The sequence below is a fragment of the Shinella sp. AETb1-6 genome (assembly GCF_009826875.1).
GTDB lineage: Bacteria > Pseudomonadota > Alphaproteobacteria > Rhizobiales > Rhizobiaceae > Shinella > Shinella sumterensis.
In genome coordinates, this window is the sequence record NZ_WUMM01000004.1 from 1 (window position 1) to 19,407 (window position 19,407).

13 protein-coding genes and 1 tRNA gene are annotated in these 19,407 nt (G+C 64.0%); 11 read left to right on the forward strand and 3 right to left on the reverse strand.

What is annotated here, in order from left to right; all coding sequences use genetic code 11:
- Window positions 1-20 precede the first annotated feature (20 nt).
- Window positions 21-97 (forward strand) — tRNA-Met (locus GR158_RS07780).
- A 711-nt stretch (window positions 98-808) separates the two neighbouring features.
- On the opposite strand, the gene GR158_RS07785 is transcribed toward GR158_RS07780, so the two are convergent.
- Together GR158_RS07785 and GR158_RS07790 are read right to left on the reverse strand one after the other, a co-directional pair.
- A complete protein-coding gene (locus GR158_RS07785) occupies window positions 809-1,402 on the reverse strand; it encodes a hypothetical protein (protein ID WP_134653399.1) in 594 nt (197 codons plus the stop codon).
- 21 nt (window positions 1,403-1,423) lie between these two features.
- The gene (locus GR158_RS07790) at window positions 1,424-1,741 is read right to left on the reverse strand and encodes a PepSY domain-containing protein (RefSeq protein ID WP_134653397.1); all 318 of its coding nucleotides are present in this window, start codon (window positions 1,739-1,741) and stop codon (window positions 1,424-1,426) included.
- A gap of 522 nt (window positions 1,742-2,263) precedes the next feature.
- On the opposite strand from GR158_RS07790, the gene bcsN reads away from it, so the two are divergent.
- The 6 genes from bcsN (at window position 2,264) to GR158_RS07820 (ending at window position 13,545) form a co-directional block, all read left to right on the forward strand.
- Window positions 2,264-3,223 carry a cellulose biosynthesis protein BcsN gene (gene bcsN / locus GR158_RS07795; RefSeq protein ID WP_160870647.1) on the forward strand — a complete coding sequence of 320 codons (960 nt, stop codon included), beginning with the start codon at window positions 2,264-2,266 and terminating at the stop codon, window positions 3,221-3,223.
- 81 nt (window positions 3,224-3,304) lie between these two features.
- Window positions 3,305-5,473 (forward strand): UDP-forming cellulose synthase catalytic subunit, encoded by a 2,169-nt coding sequence (gene bcsA, locus GR158_RS07800; protein WP_160870648.1) that lies wholly within the window; start codon window positions 3,305-3,307, stop codon window positions 5,471-5,473.
- Window positions 5,470-7,830 (forward strand): cellulose biosynthesis cyclic di-GMP-binding regulatory protein BcsB, encoded by a 2,361-nt coding sequence (locus GR158_RS07805; RefSeq protein ID WP_160870649.1) that lies wholly within the window; start codon window positions 5,470-5,472, stop codon window positions 7,828-7,830. The genes bcsA and GR158_RS07805 overlap by 4 nt, the downstream gene beginning before the upstream one ends.
- Window positions 7,831-7,986: 156 nt before the next feature.
- Window positions 7,987-10,170, forward strand: coding sequence for a cellulose synthase (locus tag GR158_RS07810; protein ID WP_160870650.1), 2,184 nt, complete (start codon window positions 7,987-7,989; stop codon window positions 10,168-10,170).
- Window positions 10,171-10,314: 144 nt separating this feature from the next.
- Window positions 10,315-11,595, forward strand: coding sequence for an efflux RND transporter periplasmic adaptor subunit (locus GR158_RS07815; RefSeq protein ID WP_160870651.1), 1,281 nt, complete (start codon window positions 10,315-10,317; stop codon window positions 11,593-11,595).
- 9 nt (window positions 11,596-11,604) lie between these two features.
- On the forward strand, window positions 11,605-13,545 hold the full coding sequence (locus GR158_RS07820) for a MacB family efflux pump subunit (protein WP_134649022.1): 1,941 nt from the start codon (window positions 11,605-11,607) through the stop codon (window positions 13,543-13,545).
- Between the two features lie 13 nt (window positions 13,546-13,558).
- On the opposite strand, the gene GR158_RS07825 is transcribed toward GR158_RS07820, so the two are convergent.
- Window positions 13,559-14,884 (reverse strand): MFS transporter, encoded by a 1,326-nt coding sequence (locus GR158_RS07825; protein ID WP_134649021.1) that lies wholly within the window; start codon window positions 14,882-14,884, stop codon window positions 13,559-13,561.
- Between the two features lie 265 nt (window positions 14,885-15,149).
- Here GR158_RS07825 and cyoA point away from each other — a divergent pair, with 265 nt between their 5' ends.
- From cyoA to cyoD, 4 genes are all read left to right on the forward strand, one after another.
- Entirely contained in the window at window positions 15,150-16,286 is a 1,137-nt protein-coding gene (cyoA, locus tag GR158_RS07830) for a ubiquinol oxidase subunit II (protein WP_371731628.1), read from the forward strand.
- A 101-nt stretch (window positions 16,287-16,387) separates the two neighbouring features.
- Window positions 16,388-18,391 (forward strand): cytochrome o ubiquinol oxidase subunit I, encoded by a 2,004-nt coding sequence (cyoB, locus tag GR158_RS07835; RefSeq protein ID WP_160870653.1) that lies wholly within the window; start codon window positions 16,388-16,390, stop codon window positions 18,389-18,391.
- Window positions 18,392-18,394: 3 nt separating this feature from the next.
- Window positions 18,395-19,015, forward strand: a complete 621-nt coding sequence (gene cyoC / locus GR158_RS07840) for a cytochrome o ubiquinol oxidase subunit III (RefSeq protein WP_134649018.1) — start codon at window positions 18,395-18,397, stop codon at window positions 19,013-19,015.
- Complete coding sequence (cyoD, locus tag GR158_RS07845; RefSeq protein ID WP_134649017.1) at window positions 19,012-19,404, forward strand: cytochrome o ubiquinol oxidase subunit IV; 393 nt, start codon at window positions 19,012-19,014, stop codon at window positions 19,402-19,404. Before cyoC ends, cyoD begins: the two co-directional genes overlap by 4 nt.
- The last annotated feature ends 3 nt before the right edge of the window (window positions 19,405-19,407 follow it).

Consider the following 19,407-nt stretch of genomic DNA (forward strand, 5'->3'; position numbering starts at 1 on the left):
CAACGGCAAAAACCGGGTAACGCGGGGTGGAGCAGCCCGGTAGCTCGTCAGGCTCATAACCTGAAGGCCGCAGGTTCAAATCCTGCCCCCGCAACCAAAACTGACAAGTAAGCCCCTGTTTTTGCAGGGGTTTTTTGTGTTTGCCTGGTGCTGCAATTTAGAGTGCAGATAAAGTATTGATTTTAATAGGCAAAAGATCAGTTTTGGTTACGGGTTCGATTTGTACCTGCGTGTTCGGACGAGGATGCAATGAGAATGAGTAAGACCGCGCAACTTAACTCGGAGCTTGATACTACGCGCAGAAGGTACGTGGACATTGACGGACCGAACTACGAAAACCTGATGCGTGCGCTTGCCCGAAAGGCAGCTTTGGCCGATCACAATGCGTGGTTGGCGGATGAGGAAGAAATACCTAATCCTAAACCCCGAAAGCGCGCCGCAAAGCCACCAAAGAGTAACGATGCGTAATGCGTCCAACTCGACGACGTTAGCGCGCCGCTCCTCAATGGTAATGGGCTGATCGGCTTGATGCCAGATTAAGGAGTGCAGCTAATTGCACAAATAGTTGCAATTAACTGCAGGAAAATATGGGCGCTGATGCCGCGAGTTAGTCAATAAAATCAAGCATATGCGTACAGTTCAAAGCGTATAGGGTCGGTCAGTGCCTTTGACGAGAACGGTCCCCCGCAACCAAAACAAAAAACCCCGCTCGGAGAAATCCTGCGGGGTTTTGTCGTTTTGGGAAACGCGCAGCGTTTATCTTGCTCTGTGTGAAAAAGGGCCGGCGATCTGCCGGCCCCTTTTACGTTCAACGCCTGTAGCGCAGGCGCTCCTGTTCGACTTCGGCCGGGCCATACGGATCGAGCGTGTCGTCGAAGCGGCTCCAGCCGCTTTCGGCATAGGCTGCGCGCCGCTGGTCGGGATCGACCCAGTTGGCGTTGCGAAGGATGGCTTCGGCCTCGCTCTCGAGAGTGTCGTCGACCTTCGCCGTGACGAGGGTGCCGCCGCGGCGCACACCTTCCGCATAGACATGCGCACGGTCTTCGGGAACGCCGGATTCGGTCAGCGCACCGATGAGGCCGCCGGCCGCACCACCGGCCACGGCGCCGGCGACGGCACCGGCGGCCGTCGCAGCGAGCCAGCCGGCCGCGACGACCGGACCGACGCCCGGAATGGCCATGACGCCGAGCCCGGTCAGCAGGCCGCCGACACCGCCGACCGCAGCGCCAATGCCCGCACCGGCGCCGGCGCCTTCGGCGGCGTTGCTTTCGCGGCCATGACGGTCGCCGGCATTGTTGGAAACGATGCTGATATCGCTCGAGGGCACGCCGCGCGCCTCAAGCGCGCTGACGGCAGCACTTGCATCGGAATAGTCGTCGAAAAGTCCTGTGACGGTCTTCATGGGAACCTCCTGATTGTGGAATTAGTTGGCGACGATGTTGCCCTGATAGTCGAGGGCGACGCCGACGGCCTTGCCGTCCTTCATCGCCTTGGCCTGCCAGACGCCCTTGTCGTCCAGCGTCAGGCCGGTGATGTCGCTGTAACCGGCCTCGGCAATACGTTCCTTCGCCTGCTCCTCGGTGAAGCTGTTCGCGCCCTCGACAGGGGCGGTCGCGTTCTTGCTGTCCGGTGTGGCGACGGCCGGCGTATCGCCATCGGTTGTCGGCGTGGTGGCCGTCTGGGCGAAGGCGCCAAGGGCAGATGCGCTCACAAGAGCGGCGGCTAGAAGAATTTTTCTCATGATCGTGTTCCTCGTTGGAGCCTGAATGCAGGCCTTTTAGGAACATCGTGCCAGTCGCATGGTTCCGAAAAACGCAAAATAGAAATTGTCGTTCGGATATGGAACATCAGGCAAATCAAGGCGTTGCGCACGCGTCCGCTCGCATCCCGTGGTGAGGTTTCATGGGGCGTGGTCTTCTTTCTGGCTACTGGATATGTCCCGCCAATCGTCACCCTGCTGGTGCTATGGATTAAAGGGGCCCTTCGGGTCACTCGTCGGAAGATCGTTCGCACTGCGCGTCGCCTGACGTGCATAATAGGCCGGCTTCCCGACGGCACTCTCGATTTTTTGCGGGGTATAGGCGGCGATGCCGGGGGCGGCGGGCCGGTGGAGTTCTGTCGCTGCGCTGGCTTGTTTCTCACAAGACGGCAAGGCGACAGCGCCTTCGATACTGTCATACGCATGAAGATGAGGCTCGATCAGGCCTTCGGGACGTGGGATCTTGGGATTTCTATTTGCCGCGCAGCGAAATATGACTAGGTCATGGATGATTCGGCGGCGATTCTGTTTTTCCGTCGTGGCGGCCGGCTGCTTCGTGCGGCATCGCTGCTGACGGTGCTTGCTGCGCTGGCTGGCGCCGGTTGTGCGGCGCGTCCCGGCGCGGGTGTGGACTCGATGTCGACCACGGTGCCCGCGACGAGCGCGCTTGTGCTGCCCGCTCCGGGCACGCTTTCGATCGTCAGCGTCATCCAGCGTCAATATACCAACGCCATCGAACAGCAGATCGCGCTTTCCACGACGGCGGCCACATCCGGGCAGAATTTCATCAGCATCCAGGCCTTCGGCCCGGCGGAAACCGTGGCGCGGCCCGCGGGCGCGCTCGCTTTCAAGCCCGTGCAGCAGGGCGCGATCCGCGGGGAGATCCGCAAGTATTTTCCCGGCCGCCAGCTCGTGATCTCCACCAATTTCGTGCGCAACAGCTACGGCCCGTTCGGCTACGCCTATGGGCTGGGTGCGGGCGACGACGGCTGCCTCTACGGATGGCAGCAGGTTCGCTCCGATGTGTCCGATCGCGACAGGCTGCGCGAACTCGGCATGCTCCAGATCCGCCTGCGCGTGTGCCAGTCGGGTGCCTCCGAGAGGGAACTGGTCGAGCTGATGTATGGCTACACGGTCGTCGGCGGGTTTGCCGGCGTCGCCTGGAACCCCTATGGCAGGCCTGCCCCCGTCGACAGCCAGATCGGTGGTGGTGAACCCCTGCGGCCGGTCTTCGAGGAACCGACGACGACGGTGGCCACGCCCACCCGCAATCGCGCGGTCGTGACGCGGCGGACTGTGGCGGAAACGCCCGTGCGCAAGACGCAGACGGCCGCCGATACCAGCGGGAACGCGGTCGTCGTTCCCTCGCCGTCGGGTGGTGCTACGGTTTCCGGCGGCGAAGCGGTCGTCGTGCCGTCGCCTGTCTGCGCCACGGGCGAGGGCGGGGCGGCAAGCTGCAACTGAAGTCGGTTGAGCCCTAATTTCTCCTTAACCGTCTTGCGGGTAGTGTCTCGCGATCACGCCATGACGGCGAAGGATGGGTAAATGAGACATAGCGGTACCGTCATACTATGGGCATGTGTGTCCGCGCTCGTGATTCTCGTCATCACGCTCCCCATCAATCTCCAGACCCAGCTTGTCGCCAGCATTGCCGTCGTGACCTTCATGGCGGTGATCAAGGTCCTGCGCGCGGAAGGCATCTGGCGGCTGATCGCGCTCGCCTTCGGCACCGCCATCGTCTTGCGCTACGTCTACTGGCGCACCACCAGCACGCTGCCGCCGCTCAACCAGCTGGAAAACTTCATTCCGGGCTTCCTGCTCTATCTCGCCGAAATGTACAGCGTGATGATGCTGGCGCTCAGCCTCTTCGTGGTCGCGCTGCCGTTGCCGTCGCGCAAGGGCAGCGTCACGCCGCTTGAAAGGCTGCCCAGCGTCGATGTCTTCGTGCCGAGCTACAACGAGGACATCGGCCTTCTCGCCAATACGCTCGCTGCCGCCAAGGCGATGGACTACCCCGCCGACAAGATGACGATCTGGCTGCTGGACGACGGCGGCACGGAACAGAAGCGTAATGCGACCGCCGTTGTGGAGGCGCAGATCGCGACGGCGCGCCATGCCGAGCTGCAGGCGCTGTGCCGCGATCTTGGCGTCAACTATCTCACGCGTGCGCGCAACGAACACGCCAAGGCCGGCAACATGAACAACGGCATGCTTCATTCGAAGGGCGAGCTGATCGCCATCTTCGATGCGGACCATGCCCCGGCGCGCGACTTCCTGCGCGAGACGGTCGGGTACTTCGCCGACGATCCCAAGCTGTTCCTTGTCCAGACGCCGCACTTCTTCCTGAACCCCGACCCGCTGGAGCGCAACCTGCGCACCTTCGAGAAGATGCCCAGCGAAAACGAGATGTTCTACGGCATCATCCAGCGCGGCCTCGACAAGTGGAACGCGTCCTTCTTCTGCGGCTCGGCCGCCGTCCTCAGGCGCACCGCGCTCAACGAGGCGGGCGGTTTCAGCGGTCTTTCGATCACGGAAGACTGCGAGACGGCGCTGGCGCTGCATTCGCGCGGCTGGAACAGCGTCTATGTCGACAAGCCCCTGATCGCCGGGCTCCAGCCCGCCACCTTCGCCAGCTTCATCGGCCAGCGCAGCCGGTGGGCGCAGGGCATGATGCAGATCCTGCGCTTCCGCTTCCCGCTCTTCAAGCGCGGGCTCTCGCTGCCGCAACGCCTCTGCTACATGTCGTCCATGCTGTTCTGGCTGTTTCCGTTCCCGCGCACGATCTTCCTGTTCGCGCCGCTCTTCTACCTGTTCTTCGATCTGGAGATCTTCACCGCATCGGGCGGCGAGTTCCTTGGGTACACGCTTGCCTACATGCTCGTGAACCTGATGATGCAGAACTATCTCTACGGCTCGTTCCGCTGGCCGTGGATTTCGGAACTGTATGAATATGTGCAGAGCGTGCATCTGCTGCCGGCCGTCGTGTCGGTGATGCTCAATCCCACGAAGCCGACCTTCAAGGTGACGGCGAAGGACGAGTCGATCGCGGTGGCGCGGCTGTCGGAGATCAGCCGTCCGTTCTTCGTCATCTTCGCCGTGCTGTTCATCGCCTTCCTCATGAGCATCTACCGGTTCTATGCAGAGCCCTACAAGGCGGACGTCACCTTCGTCGTCGGCGCCTGGAACCTGCTCAACCTGCTGATTGCCGGCTGTGCGCTCGGCGTCGTCTCCGAGCGCAGCGAGAAGGCGGCCAGCCGGCGCGTCACCGTCAAGCGCCGCTGTACCTTCCTTAGCGAGGGCCGCGAATATCCCGCCACGCTCGAAAACGTGTCGGCGAACGGCGCCCGCGTGCAGGTCTTCGGCCTTGAGGACCATATCGCGACCGGCGCGGAGGGCGCCCTGCGCTTCAAGCCTTATGGCGGGGAGCACGAGGAAGCGCTGCCGGTCGAAATCCGCAACACTGAAACGACCGGCAACGTCATGGTGATCGGCTGCCGGTTCACGCCGCAGGATGCCCGGCACCATTCGCTCGTCGCGGACCTCATCTTCGCCAACTCCAACCAGTGGAGCGATTTCCAGGTGTCGCGCCGTTATAATCCCGGCATCTTCCGCGGCACGCTGTGGTTCCTCGGGATCGCCGCCTATCAGACGAGCCGCGGCCTGATCTACTTCGTGCGCAGCCTGGGCGGGCGCAAGGGGGAGGCGACGTCGTGAAGTTCGCTCCAGCAGCGGCCGTGGGGCTCGGCCTGTTTCTCGCGCTCTCGGCCTCCACGACATTCGCGCAGGAGGCTGCCGTTCCCTTCGACATGTCGGGCGAGCGTGGCCCGACCGCCGACAAGAAGCCGGACGAGGGCGAGAGCGGCACGACCACGACCACGACCACGCCCACGACGACCCAGGTGGAACAGAAGCCGGTCGTGAAGCCGCCCGCGCGGCGTTACATCGTGTCGGCCCCGTCGCTGATGCTGGAAGGCGAGGTCGCCAGCCGTTCCTTCCCGATCTACCTCACGAAGGATGAGGCGGCCGGCGCCGATGCGCTCAACCTCGGCTATTCCAACGCCGTCGTCGTCGCGCCGGAAGCCTCGCGCCTGACGGTCGTGGTCAACGACGTTCCCATCGGCGAAATGCCGGTGCAATCGGCCGAAGGCACGAAGGATGTGCAGCTGAAACTGCCGGCCGGCCTGCTGCGTCCCGGCGTCAATCGCGTCACGTTCAACGCGACACACCGCCACCGCACCGACTGCACCATCCGCTCGACCTACGATCTCTGGACGGCGATCGATCCCGCGCGCACGTTCCTGACCCTGCCGGACACCCCGGCGGGCCGCTTGCAGACCATGGACGATATTCCCGCCATCGGCGTCGGGCCGACCGGGCAGACGAAGTTCATCCTGGTCCTGCCGGAAATGGGCCAGCCCGCCGCCACGAACGCCCTTATGCGCCTCAGCCAGGGCCTCGCCATGATGGCGAAGATGCCCAACCAGACCTTCGATGTCGTCAATACGATGCCGGCGACGCTCGGCGCCGGCGAGCTGGCGGTCGTGATGGGCACGGCCGGCGATCTGACGCCGATCCTGCCACGCCTTCCGGCAACGGCCGGAAGCTCCGCCGTCGCGACCTTTGTCGATGCTCCCGCAGGTGACGGCAAGGTGCTTGCCGTCAGCGGTCCCGACTGGCCGTCCATCGAAAGTGCCGTGGAGGGCATCGTCTCGCCCATTGACCGGCCGCTCGGGATCATGCGCGAAGCGCTCAGCGTTCGCCAGCGCAATGCCGCCGAAATGCCGCTCGTGTACGGAGAGACCACCCTGACACTGGCCGCGCTCGGTGTGCGCACCGGCGAATTCAGCGGCCGCCGTTTCCGCACGGGCTTCGATATCGGCATTCCCTCGGATTTCTACGCCGACGCCTATGGCGAAGCGACGCTGCTGCTCGATGCGGCCTATGCGCCCGATGTGCTGCCAGGCAGCCATTTCGATGTCTACGTCAACGGCAACCTCGCCTCCACGGTGCCGTTCAACAGCCGGAACGGCGGCATTTTCCGTCACCTTCCCATTCGCGTGACGATGCGGCACCTGCGGCCCGGTCCCAACCGCATCGACATCGAAGCGATCCTTCTGACGCAGGCCGATGCGGTCTGTGCGCCGGGCGCCAGCGCCTTGCAGGAGCCGCGCTTCGCGCTGTTCGACACCTCCGAATTGCGCGTGCCGAATTTCGCCCGTATCGGGCAGATGCCCAACCTTGCCGCGCTGTCGGGAACCGCGTTCCCCTATAACGGCCAGGCCGAACCGGCGGCGCTCTACCTCGACCGCCTGGATTCCGACACGCTTTCGACGGGCGCGACGTTCCTTGGCCGGCTTGCGGTGTCCGGTGGCCGGGCCTTGCAGGTTCGCCCGGAATCCTCGGCGCTTGCCATCGGCGATCGCAACGCCATCCTGATCGGCACGTTGTCGCAGCTTCCGCCGCTGGTGCTCAGCCAGACGCATATCGCCGCCGAAAGTGCATCGACCTGGGGCGCGCCGGTGACGGGCGACAATCAGCAGGCCGGCACGCAGGAGGCGATAGACCAATGGCAGTCACGCGTGCGTGGGGGCGCATGGCGCAGCCAGGTGGCGGCGTTCCAGGCCTGGCTGCAGGAAACCTTCGACATCTCGTTCTCGTCGCTCCGGTTGCTGCCGGGCGAAGAGCAGGAGGTGGTGCCCGACGATAGCGCCCAGTTCCTCATCGCCCAGGGTGACAGCCCGGACCATACGGCGACATGGACCGTGCTTTCGGCGCCGACGGGCGCGAGCCTCAAGGCGGGTATGGCTGCGATGGCGCAGGATGCCCGCTGGCAGCAGCTGGATGGTTACGCGTCGCTGGATGACAAGGCCTCCGACAGCCTCGACACGCGGCCGGTCAGCCGCGCCCGGTTCGTGCCGACCCAGCCGTGGAGCTTTTCGAACATGCGCCTGATCGCGGCGAACTGGCTGTCCTCCAACATCCTGTCCTATGCGCTGGCGTTTTGCGGCCTCTCGCTGCTCCTCGGCATGGCGACCTGGGGGCTTTTGCGCCGGTTCGGGCGGCAGTTGTGATCGCGCTGTTTACCGTCGGTTAACCCTACTGGGCTTTTATCGGTGCGAGTTGGCTCTTTATGACGGACACAGGACCGTGTCCGCCGTTCATGACGCATGGTGTCGTCACGGGGTAAGCCGGAGCCGGATGTGGATAATGACCGAAGGAAATTCGGGATGAAGTCGATCCTGATGGCGCTCGTCCTCGTTTCCGCCGGCGCGGCAAGCGTCGCTGGCTTGTCATTCCGCCTGCCCGGCGATCAGCCGCAGGATGTGCTGCGCATGGCTGCGGGTGCAGACGGGCGTGGGAAGACGGAAAAGAGCCCGCGCGTGGAGCTGGCGCAAGCCGACGGAAACGCGCAGCAGGTTCCCGCCAACCAGACCACGACGACTGCGCAAACCACCCAGACGACACAGGCCGCCGAGACGACGCAGGCCAAGCCCGCGGTCGATGAAAGCGCCCTGCGCTACTTTGCCTCGCGCGGAGACACGGTGCGGCTGAACGCCGAGATCGCCCGCCTGCGCGCGCTCTATCCGACCTGGACCCCGCCGGAAAATCCCCTCGCCATTCCCGAGAACGAGGACAAGCAGCTCGAGGCGATGTGGGCGCTCTACAGCCAGTCGCGTTATGCCGATGTCCGCGCGGCGATCGCCGCCCGCCAGAAGGAAGATCCGCAGTGGACGCCGCCGGCCGACCTCGTCGAGCGGCTCGATATCGCTGAAAAGCGGGCGGCGCTCATCGCGGCTTCCAATGCGGGCAACAGTCAGGAAGTCGTGCGTCTCGGGGCAGAGACGCCGAGCCTCCTGACCTGCAGCGATGCCGACGTGCTCTGGCGCGTCGCCGAGGCCTTCGTGAAGGTCGATCGCGTGCCGCGCGCCAAGGATGCCTTCGGCTACATGCTCGACAACTGCACGAACGGACCGGTCCGGCTTGCGACGGTGCAGAAGGCTGCCGCCGTGCTCGGCTATGCCGACATGCAGGAGCTCCTGGCGCGCGAGCGTGTCGCTGCCGACGGCACCAAGGAATTCGATCCGATCCGTCCCGATCTCGCGCGTCGTTTCGTCAGCGAAGGCGACGATGAGCCGAAGCTGACCGTCGCGTCGGAATATCTGAAGATCGTCGAGAAGCTTCTGGCGGATGACGGCCTTGCATCCGACGCGCTGCTGCTCGGCTGGTATCACCTTCGCCGCGACGAGAACGTGCTGGCCGAACCCTTCTTCCGCAAGGCGCGCTCGATCGAGGATTCCGCCTCGGCCGCCCAGGGCCTGTCGCTCATCCTGCTCGCCCGCAAGCAGCCGGCGGAGGCGGAGGATGTGATGTATGCATGGCGCACCAGTTCCGACCAGGCGATGGAAACCTATCTCGCCGCGACCGCGAACCTGATGGCGCTCGACCCGATGCCGACCATCGATGCAAAGGTGCTCAACCGCATCGCGCAGGTGACGGTGGAGGAAAAGCACCCCGAAACCGGCGAGCAGTTCGGCTGGTACGCGCTCGCGATGGACCAGCCCCGCACGGCGACGGAATGGTTCTCGCAGGTCCTGCGCTGGAAGGCGGACTACGAGCCCGCCGCCTATGGTCTGGGCGTGACGCGTCTTCGTCTTGAGGACAGGGCAGGGCTTGCGGCGGTGAAGCAGGCCTGGGCAAGCCGTTCGGAGCGCATCGCCCGGCTGGGCGAAGCCGATACCGGCGACGATGCGGCACCCCTTCGCCGCGAGCGGGAGCAGCGCGCTGTGCAGGTCGACCGCCGCTTGCCCACGCGCGATGTCGTGGCCGAGGAGCGCCCGGCGGTCGTCGAGGAGGTTGCCACGAGGACGCAACGCACCGTCCGTACGACGACACGCAGCACGTCGAGCGCCGATTGCCGCTCGACGCGCGATCCGGCAGGCCTTCCGCCGGCCAGCGCCCTGTCGCTGGGCTGGTGCCTCATGGAAAGGAACCGCCCCATGGAGGCCGCGCAGGCCTTCGAGGTGGCGCTGGGCGGGCAGGGCACGGTGCGCAGCGATGCGGCCTATGGCCAGAGCCTCGCTTATCTGCGTGCCGGCCTGACCAGCGATGCCGCCGTCGCCGCCACCAAGGCGAAGCTCGAGCAGCGGCGTGGCGCCGAACTCCAGTCCGCCATCCTTGCAGACCGCGCCGTCGCGAGCTTCCGTGCGCAGCGTTACCGCGAGACATTGGCCTATCTCGACCAGCGCCAACAAATCCGCGCCGAGCCGGTCGACCTGATGGTCATGCGCGCCTATGCCTACAAGAATCTCGGCATGCGGGGAGACGCCTTCCGTCTCTTCGAGGCACTGGGCGAGACGGGCCGGAAGGACGCAATCCGCGCGCTGGCGGAATTGCGCGCCGAGCGTCGCTAAGCCCGGCCCGGCTGGCACCTTCAGGCACGCTTACAGGAAACATTACGAAAATATAATGATCCCAAAGGGTTCTCCTTTCGGGACATCGGTGTCACATCTCTTTGTAAGGGACAGGGAGGCACGGCCTCGACCATTGGAAGACGGATGAGCAAGAGCGCACGACCGAAAGAGGATGCCAGGACCGCCGAGGATGCGGGCCGGACCAATGTGACATTCATGCCCGGCGCGGTGCCGCCGCGGCGGCGCAAACGTTCGCGGGCATGGCTTTGGCTGGGGCTTGCCGTCCTTGTCGCCGGGGCCGGTTACTACGGCTGGCGGGCCTACACACCCGCCGACACGGCAGCCGCCGTCGTCACCGAGGCTGTGGTGCGCGGCGATATCGAGAACGCCGTCACCGCCGTTGGCACGCTGGAAGCGGTCAAGTCCGTCGATGCCGGTGCGCAGGTCTCCGGCCAGCTGAAGGCGCTGCATGTCGCCATCGGCGACACGGTCGACAAGGATACGCTGCTTGCCGAGATCGACCCCGCGACCATCGAAAACCGTATGGAGATCAATCGCGCCGAACTCGCCAATCTCCAGGCTCAGCTTGAATCCAAGAAGGCGCAGCTCACCTTGAGGCAGGCCAATATCGCCCGCCAGCGCAATCTCGTGGCCGGCAGCGCCGCCGCCCAGCAGGCGCTCGACCAGGCCGTCGCCGATCTGGCGGCCGCCGAAGCCGATGTGAATGCGACCGAGGCGCAGATCCGCAAGCAGCAGGCGACCATCGCCGGCGACGACGTGGACCTCGGCTACACCAAGATCTATGCGCCCATGGCCGGCACCGTCGTTTCCAACCCGGTGAAGGAAGGCCAGACGCTGAACGCCGCCCAGTCGGCGCCCACCATCGTCACCATTGCGGACCTCTCGACCATGACGGTGCGCGCCGAGGTATCCGAGGCCGATGTCGGCCGCCTGAAGGTCGGCATGGAGGCTTATTTCACGCTGCTTGGCCAGCCCGGCAAGCGTTTCAACGGCACGCTGCGCCAGATCGAGCCGACGCCGACCGTGGAAAACAACGTCGTTCTCTACAACGCGTTGTTCGACGTACCGAACCCCAACGGCGAGCTGATGACCTCCATGAGCGCGCAGGTCTTCTTCGTGCAGGCCGCCGCGCGCGACGTGCTGATCGTGCCGAACGGCGCGGTGAGCATGAAGCGCGCCGAAGGCGGCGGCAAGCCGCAGGCGGAAGTGACGGTCGTCAAGCCCAACGGCGCAACCGAGACCCGTTCCGTCGAAACCGGCATCCGCAACCGCGTCAGCGTCGAGATCAAGAGCGGGCTGGAAGAGGGCGAACGCGTCGTCGTGACCCCGACATCGGAAGGCGGTTCGGGCCGCGGCGGCAGGGGCGGGCAGGGTCGCGGCATGCGCATGCCGCCGATGTTCTGAGGTGCTGACATGGCACCGCTGATCTCGCTCCGGGACGTCACCAAGACCTATTTCAACGACGGTTTCGCCGTGGAGGTGCTGCACGGCGTCTCGCTGGATATCGAGGCCGGGGAATTCGTCGCCATCATCGGCCAGTCCGGTTCCGGCAAGTCGACGCTGATGAACATCCTCGGCTGTCTCGACCAGCCGACGAGCGGCGATTACCGCATCGACGGCGAGCCGGTTTCCGATATCGACAGCGACGACCTCGCGGCGCTGCGCCGCCGCACCTTCGGCTTCGTGTTCCAAAGCTATAACCTCATCCCGACGGCAAGCGCGCTGGAGAATGTCGAGGTCCCCGCGATCTATGCCGGCCTTCCGGCGCGTGACCGGCAGGAGCGGGCGGAAATGCTGCTCGGCTCGCTGAAGCTCGGTGATCGGCTGGATCATCGGCCCAACCAGCTTTCGGGCGGCCAGCAGCAGCGTGTCTCCATCGCACGCGCACTGATGAACGGCGGCCGTGTCATCCTCGCCGACGAGCCGACCGGCGCGCTCGACAGCCAGAGCGGCCAGGAGGTCATGGCGCTCTTGCGCAAGATGCACGAGGACGGCCACACGGTTATCCTGATCACCCACTCGCGCGAGGTGGCGGAAGCCGCAGACCGATTGATCGAAATCCGCGACGGCACCATCATCTCCGACCAGGCGCGAAAGCCGCGGTCCGCGTCATCAGCCGCCGCCGGCCTGCAGAAGGCGGTGCGTGAGGGATCGGCTGCGATCGCCGACCTCTCCGAAGCGGTCAAGATGGCGTTCCGGGCCCTGCATGCAAACCTCTTTCGCACCGTCCTCACGCTGCTCGGCATCGTGATCGGCGTCGGCTCGGTGGTGGCGATGCTGGCGATCGGCACGGGCGCGCAGAATTCGGTGCTCGACCGTATCTCGGCGATGGGATCGGACCTGCTGCTCGTGCGTCCGAGCATGGCCAATTTCCGCGGTGGCGGGAGTGCGCCGGTGACGCTCATACCGGCAGATGCCGACGCCATTCTCGAAGTGCCGAACGTCGCCTTCGCCGTGCCGGAAATGACGAGCACGGTCACCGTGCGCTACGGCAATATCGATTACCAGACGACCGCCAACGGCACGGTGCCGGCGTTTCCGCGCGCGAAATCCTGGGCCGTGGCCTCGGGTGAATTCATCAATGCCGAGGACATGAGCACCTATGCCCCGGTTGTCGTGCTGGGCCAGACGGTCGCCAGGACGCTGTTCACCAACGGCGAAAACCCGCTCGGCCAGTATGTGCTGGTCAACAAGATTCCTTTCCAGGTGATTGGCGTCATGGCGGAAATGGGCGCGACCGCCGGCGGCAACGATCAGGACGACGTGATGCTCGTGCCGCTGTCGACCGGCAGCATGCGGCTCTTCGGCCAGCGCAACGTGCGCACGATCACCGTGCAGGTGCAGGACGCCAGCGCCATCGATCAGACGCAGGACACCATTCAGGCACTGCTGGACGAGCGCCACAAGGCGCAGGATACGCAGATCACCAACATGTCCTCGGTGCGCGAGGCCTTCACCGAGACGTCGAACACGATGAAGCTGTTCCTGGGTTCGGTCGCCGCGATCTCGCTGCTCGTCGGCGGCATCGGGGTGATGAACATCATGCTGGTCAGCGTGCGCGAGCGCACCCGCGAGATCGGGGTTCGCATGGCGACGGGTGCGCGTCAGCGCGATATCCTGTTGCAGTTCCTCATCGAGGCGCTGGTCGTCTCGGCGATCGGCGGCGCCATCGGTGTCGTGCTGGGCCTGTCCATCGGCGGCATTGCCCAGGCCTTCGGCATGCCGGTGAGCTTCACCGTCGGACCTGTCGCGCTGGCCTTCGCCTGCTCGTTCCTGACCGGTCTGGTCTTCGGCTACCTGCCGGCCCGCAACGCCTCGCGCCTCCAGCCGGCGGTTGCGCTGAGCACGGACTGACGCCGAACCGGCGTCAGGTGCGGTCGAGCGCCCTTGTGAGCGTGAGCGCTGCGATGGTGCAGATCGCGCCGGAGATCAGGTAGCCGCCGATGAAGATGATGCCAAAGCTGCTGGCAAGTCCGAGCGCCACCAGTGGTGCGAAGCCCGCGCCGACCAGCCAGGCGAGGTCGGAGGTGAGGGCGGCGCCGGTATAGCGGTAGGGCTGCGAGAAGCGCGAGGACACCGCGCCCGAGGACTGGCCGAAGCTCAGGCCCAGGATGAAGAAGCCGATCAGGATGAAGGCATCCTGTCCCTTGCCGCCCGCATCCAGCAGGAACGGTGCGGAGAAGGAGAAGATCGCGATCAGGATCGCGCCGGCCATCAGCTGGTTGCGCCGGCCGATCCGGTCGGCGAGCACGCCCGACAGCACGATGCCGACCGCGCCGAGTGCTGCACCCGCAACCTGCACCCACAGGAACTGTGCCGCCGACTGCCCGCCCGTCAGCGTGACCCAGGAGAGCGGAAAGATGGTGACGAGGTGGAACATCGCGAAGCTTGCCAGCGGTACGAAGGCGCCGAGAACGACGTCGGTGCTGTGCTTGCTCAGCATTTCGAACACCGGTCGCGCCTGCAGCTCCTGCGCTTCCATCGCCGCGCCGAATTCCTTGCTGGCGACGATGCGCAGGCGCGCGAAGAGCGCCACAACGTTGATCGCGAAGGCCACGAAGAAGGGATAACGCCAGCCCCACGAGATGAAATCCTCCTGCGACAGCGTGCTGACGAAATAGCCGAACAGGACGCTGGCCAGCGCAAAGCCGATGGGCGCGCCGAGCTGCGGGATCATCGCGTACCAGCCGCGGCGGTTGTCCGGGGCGCTGAGGTTGAGCAGCGAGGCGAGGCCGTCCCACGCGCCGCCGAGCGCAAAGCCCTGTCCGAGACGGAAGAGCGCCAGAAGCGCCACGGCCCAATAGCCGATCGTGTCGTAACCCGGCAGGAAGGCGATGGACGCCGTCGAGCCACCGAGGATGACGAGCGCCGTCGTGAGCTTCGTGCCGCGTCCGTAATTGCGGTCGATCCACATGAAGACGAAGGAGCCGACCGGGCGGGCGAGGAAGGCCAGCGGGAACAGCGCGAAGGACATCAGCGTCGCGACCACCGGATTGGGCGCGAAGGGGAAGATGAGCTTGGGAAAGACCAGGATGGAGCCGAGGCCGTAGACGAAGAAATCGAAGAACTCGGAGGTTCGGCCGATGACCACGCCGATGGCGACGCTGCCGGGCGACAGCGGCTTGTCGTCCTCATGCATGCGGCGCGCGTCGCGCTCCAGACCGGACGAGGTGGGATTGACGGCCGAACTCATGAACTCCTCCGTATGGATTTGCGTCATGTGGTTAGAATGTTGATCAATCGTTGGCCGATGGCAAGGACTACCTTGCAAATGAGTCACCGGGCCTGCGAATTGACAGAGGGCATTTCTATTGCGCTAGTACAATCGCGCATCGACAGATAGCCCCTTATTGACTACCCTCCTGCGACAGAATGCTGCGCTGCGACGATGGACCTCACTTCCAAAGCCGTTTGTGCCCGATTATTGCCGACTAGACAGAACGCAAGTTGAGGCCGAAATGCCGAAGCAATTCAGTTTAGCCAGTCGATTCACCGTTTTTGCCCTTATGCTCGCCACTTTGAGTGGTTGTGATCTCGTCGTCATGTCTCCATCCGGTGATATTGCGGCGCAGCAAAGGGACCTGATCGTCATCTCGACGATCCTGATGCTGGTGATCATCATTCCCGTGATTTTCCTCACGCTGTTCTTCGCCTGGCGGTACCGTCAGTCGAACACGGCCGCCAAATACGATCCGGAATGGCACCATTCCACCGGCCTGGAAGTGGTCATCTGGTCGGCGCCGCTCGCCATCATCATCGCGCTGGGCGCCATCACCTGGGTCAGCACCCACAAGCTCGATCCCTATCGTCCGCTCGATCGCATCGACGCGGCGCGGCCGGTGACGGAGGAGATGAAGCCGATCACCGTGGAGGTCGTCGCGCTCGACTGGAAATGGCTGTTCTTCTATCCGGATTACGGCATCGCCACCGTCAACGAGATGGCGGCCCCCGTCGATGTGCCGATCAACTTCAAGCTCACGGCCTCCTCGGTCATGAACTCGTTCTACATCCCCGCGCTTGCCGGCATGATCTATACGATGCCGGGCATGGAGACGAAGCTGCACGCCGTCATCAACAAGCCCGGCGAGTATGACGGCCTCTCGTCCAATTTCAGCGGCGACGGCTTCTCGCACATGCGCTTCAAGTTCCACGGCGTCGACCAGGCGGGCTTCGATGCCTGGGTCGCCCGCGTCAAGCAGAACGGAACCGCGCTCAACCGCGACGCTTACCTGAAGCTCGAAAAGCCGAGCGCGAAGGAACCCGTCCGCTACTTCGCCACCGTCGATGACGGGCTCTACGAGGCCGTGCTCAACATGTGCGTGCGCGAAGGCCAGATGTGCATGAAGGACATGATGCACATCGACATGATGGGCGGCGGCGGCAAGGACAGCCACGACAACAAGGAGCGCCTGCGCCACGACGACCGCTTCGTCAGCGAGGCCCGCCCGAAGAGCGACATCCCCGTCGAACAGCTGGTCGCCTCTCTCGAGCAGGATATCTGCCGCACCGAGCCCGGCGAGGCCCTGACGCTGGATGTGGACGGCAAGCTGCCGGCGACCGAGTTCATGAAGTACAGCCCGCGCGCGACGCAGTAGCGCCCGCGCCTGCCGGAACCGGCTCCCGCGGTTCCGGCGCCTGTGTAGAAACCCATGGCCTGCCAGTCCCGGGCCGCAGTCTGTAAAGTTTGGACCACCCCATGTTCGGTGACATCAGCCTCACGCAATTCATCTTCGGCCGGCTTACCTGGGAAGCGATCCCCTATCACGAGCCGATCCTTGTCGTGACCTTTGCGGTCGTGGCGCTCGGCGGCCTCGCCATCCTGGGCCTGATCACGAAGTTCAAGCTCTGGGGCTATCTCTGGAACGAATGGTTCACGAGCGTCGATCACAAGAAGATCGGCATCATGTACATCATCCTCGCCATCATCATGCTGCTGCGCGGCTTTGCCGACGCCATCATGATGCGCATCCAGCAGGCGATCGCCTTCAATGGCAACGAGGGCTACCTCAACCCGCACCACTACGACCAGATCTTCACCGCCCATGGCGTGATCATGATCTTCTTCGTGGCGATGCCCTTCGTCACCGGCTTCATGAACTATGTCGTGCCGTTGCAGATCGGCGCGCGCGACGTCTCGTTCCCGTTCCTCAACAACTTCTCCTTCTGGATGACGACGGCCGGTGCCGTCATCATCATGATGTCGCTGTTCGTGGGCGAGTTCGCCCGCACCGGCTGGCTGGCCTATCCGCCGCTGTCTGGCGCCGATTACAGTCCGGGCGTCGGTGTCGATTATTACATATGGGGCCTTCAGGTGGCGGGCGTGGGCACCACGCTGTCCGGCATCAACCTCATCGCGACCATCGTGAAGATGCGCGCGCCCGGCATGACCTTCATGAAGATGCCGATCTTCACCTGGACGTCGCTCTGCACCAACATCCTCATCGTCGCCACCTTCCCGATTCTCACCGCCACGCTCGCGCTGCTGTCGCTCGACCGCTACGTCGACACGAACTTCTTCACGAACGATCTCGGCGGCAACCCGATGATGTATATCAACCTCATCTGGATCTGGGGCCATCCGGAGGTCTACATCCTCGTCCTGCCGGCCTTCGGCATCTTTTCCGAGGTGGTCGCCACCTTCAGCGGCAAGCGTCTCTTCGGCTATGCCTCGATGGTCTACGCCACCTGCGTCATCATGATCCTGTCCTATCTCGTGTGGCTGCACCACTTCTTCACGATGGGCTCGGGCGCGTCGGTGAACGCCTTCTTCGGCATCACCACCATGATCATTTCGATCCCGACGGGGGCGAAGATGTTCAACTGGCTCTTCACCATGTATCGCGGGCGCATCCGCTACGAAGTGCCGATGCTATGGACGATCGGCTTCATGGTGACCTTCGTCATCGGCGGCATGACGGGCGTGATGCTCGCGATTCCGCCGGCCGACTTCGTGCTGCACAACTCGCTGTTCCTGATCGCCCACTTCCACAACGTCATCATCGGCGGCGTGCTGTTCGGCCTGATGGCGGGCGTCGTCTACTGGTTCCCCAAGGCCTTCGGCTACAAGCTCGATCCCTTCTGGGGCAAGATGAGCTTCTGGTTCTGGCAGATCGGCTTCTTCTTCGCCTTCATGCCGCTCTATGTGCTCGGCCTGATGGGTGTGACGCGCCGCGTCAGCCAGTTCGAGGACCCGTCGCTGCAGATCTGGTTCATCATCGCCGCCTTCGGTGCGGGCCTGATCGCCATCGGCATCGCCTCCTTCATCATCCAGCTCGTCGTGAGCTACTTGAAGCGCGACCAGCTGCGCTGTGATACCGGCGACCCGTGGAACGGCCGTACGCTGGAATGGTCGACGTCCTCGCCGCCGCCGGACTACAACTTCGCCTTCACGCCGGTCGTGCACGATCACGACAGCTGGTACGACATGAAGAACCGCGGCTACGAGCGTCCGCTCGAAGGCTTCAAGCCGATCCACATGCCGAAGAACACCGGCACGGGCGTCATCCTCTCCGGCATCAGCATCGTGCTGGCCTTCGCCCTGATCTGGTACATCTGGTGGCTGGCGGCCGTTGCCTTCATCGCGCTTATCGCAGTGTCGATCGCCCACACCTTCAACTACGACCGCGACTTCTTCATCCCCGCCGAGACCGTGACGGCCACGGAAGATGCGCGCACCAAACTGCTTGCAGAACGGACCTGAGCCATGAGCGCGACCCAAGTCCAAGAAACCGAAAAGCCGCAGTTCTACCTGACGGAAGACCACCACCCGGAAAACAGCACCAATCTGGGTTTCTGGCTGTACCTGATGAGCGACTGCCTCATCTTCGCCGTGCTGTTTGCCACGCACGGCGTGCTCGGCCGCAACTATGCGGCCGGTCCGTCGCCGGCGGACCTGTTCGATCTCAACCTCGTCGCGATCAACACGGCGCTGCTGCTGTTCTCCTCCATCACCTACGGCTTCGCCATGCTGCAGATGGAGCGTGGCGCCAAGATGGAAACGCTCGTCTGGCTCGGCATTACCGGCCTCTTCGGCGCGGCCTTCCTGGCGGTGGAAATCTATGAGTTCCACCATCTCATCGCCGAAGGCGCGGGGCCGACCCGCTCGGCTTTCCTGTCGTCCTTCTTCACGCTGGTGGGAACGCACGGCCTGCACGTCACCTTCGGCCTCATCTGGCTGGTCACGCTGATGGTGCAGGTGTCGAAACGCGGCCTGATCCCGGAAAACCGCCGCCGGCTGATGTGCCTGTCGATGTTCTGGCACTTCCTCGACGTCATCTGGATCGGCGTCTTCTCCTTCGTCTATCTGCTGGGAGTCCTCGGATGAGCTCGCATCACGAAAGCGCGTCTGACGTGCATCACGCCCACAGCCACGGTCACGAGGCCGCCCACGGGTCCTTCAAGAGCTACGTGACGGGCTTCATCCTGTCGGTCATTCTCACGGCCATTCCCTTCTGGCTGGTCATGGGCGGCGTGCTCGACAGCAAGCTCCTGACCGCCGTTCTCGTCATGGGTATCGGGGTCGTGCAGATCTTCGTGCACATGATCTACTTCCTGCACATGAACACGCGTTCCGAGGGCGGCTGGACGATGATGGCGCTGATCTTCACGCTCGTCATCGTCGGCATCGCCATTGCGGGTTCGCTCTGGGTCATGCATCACCTCAACACGAACATGATGCCCATGACCCATGAGATGATGAAGAACATGCCCTGACGG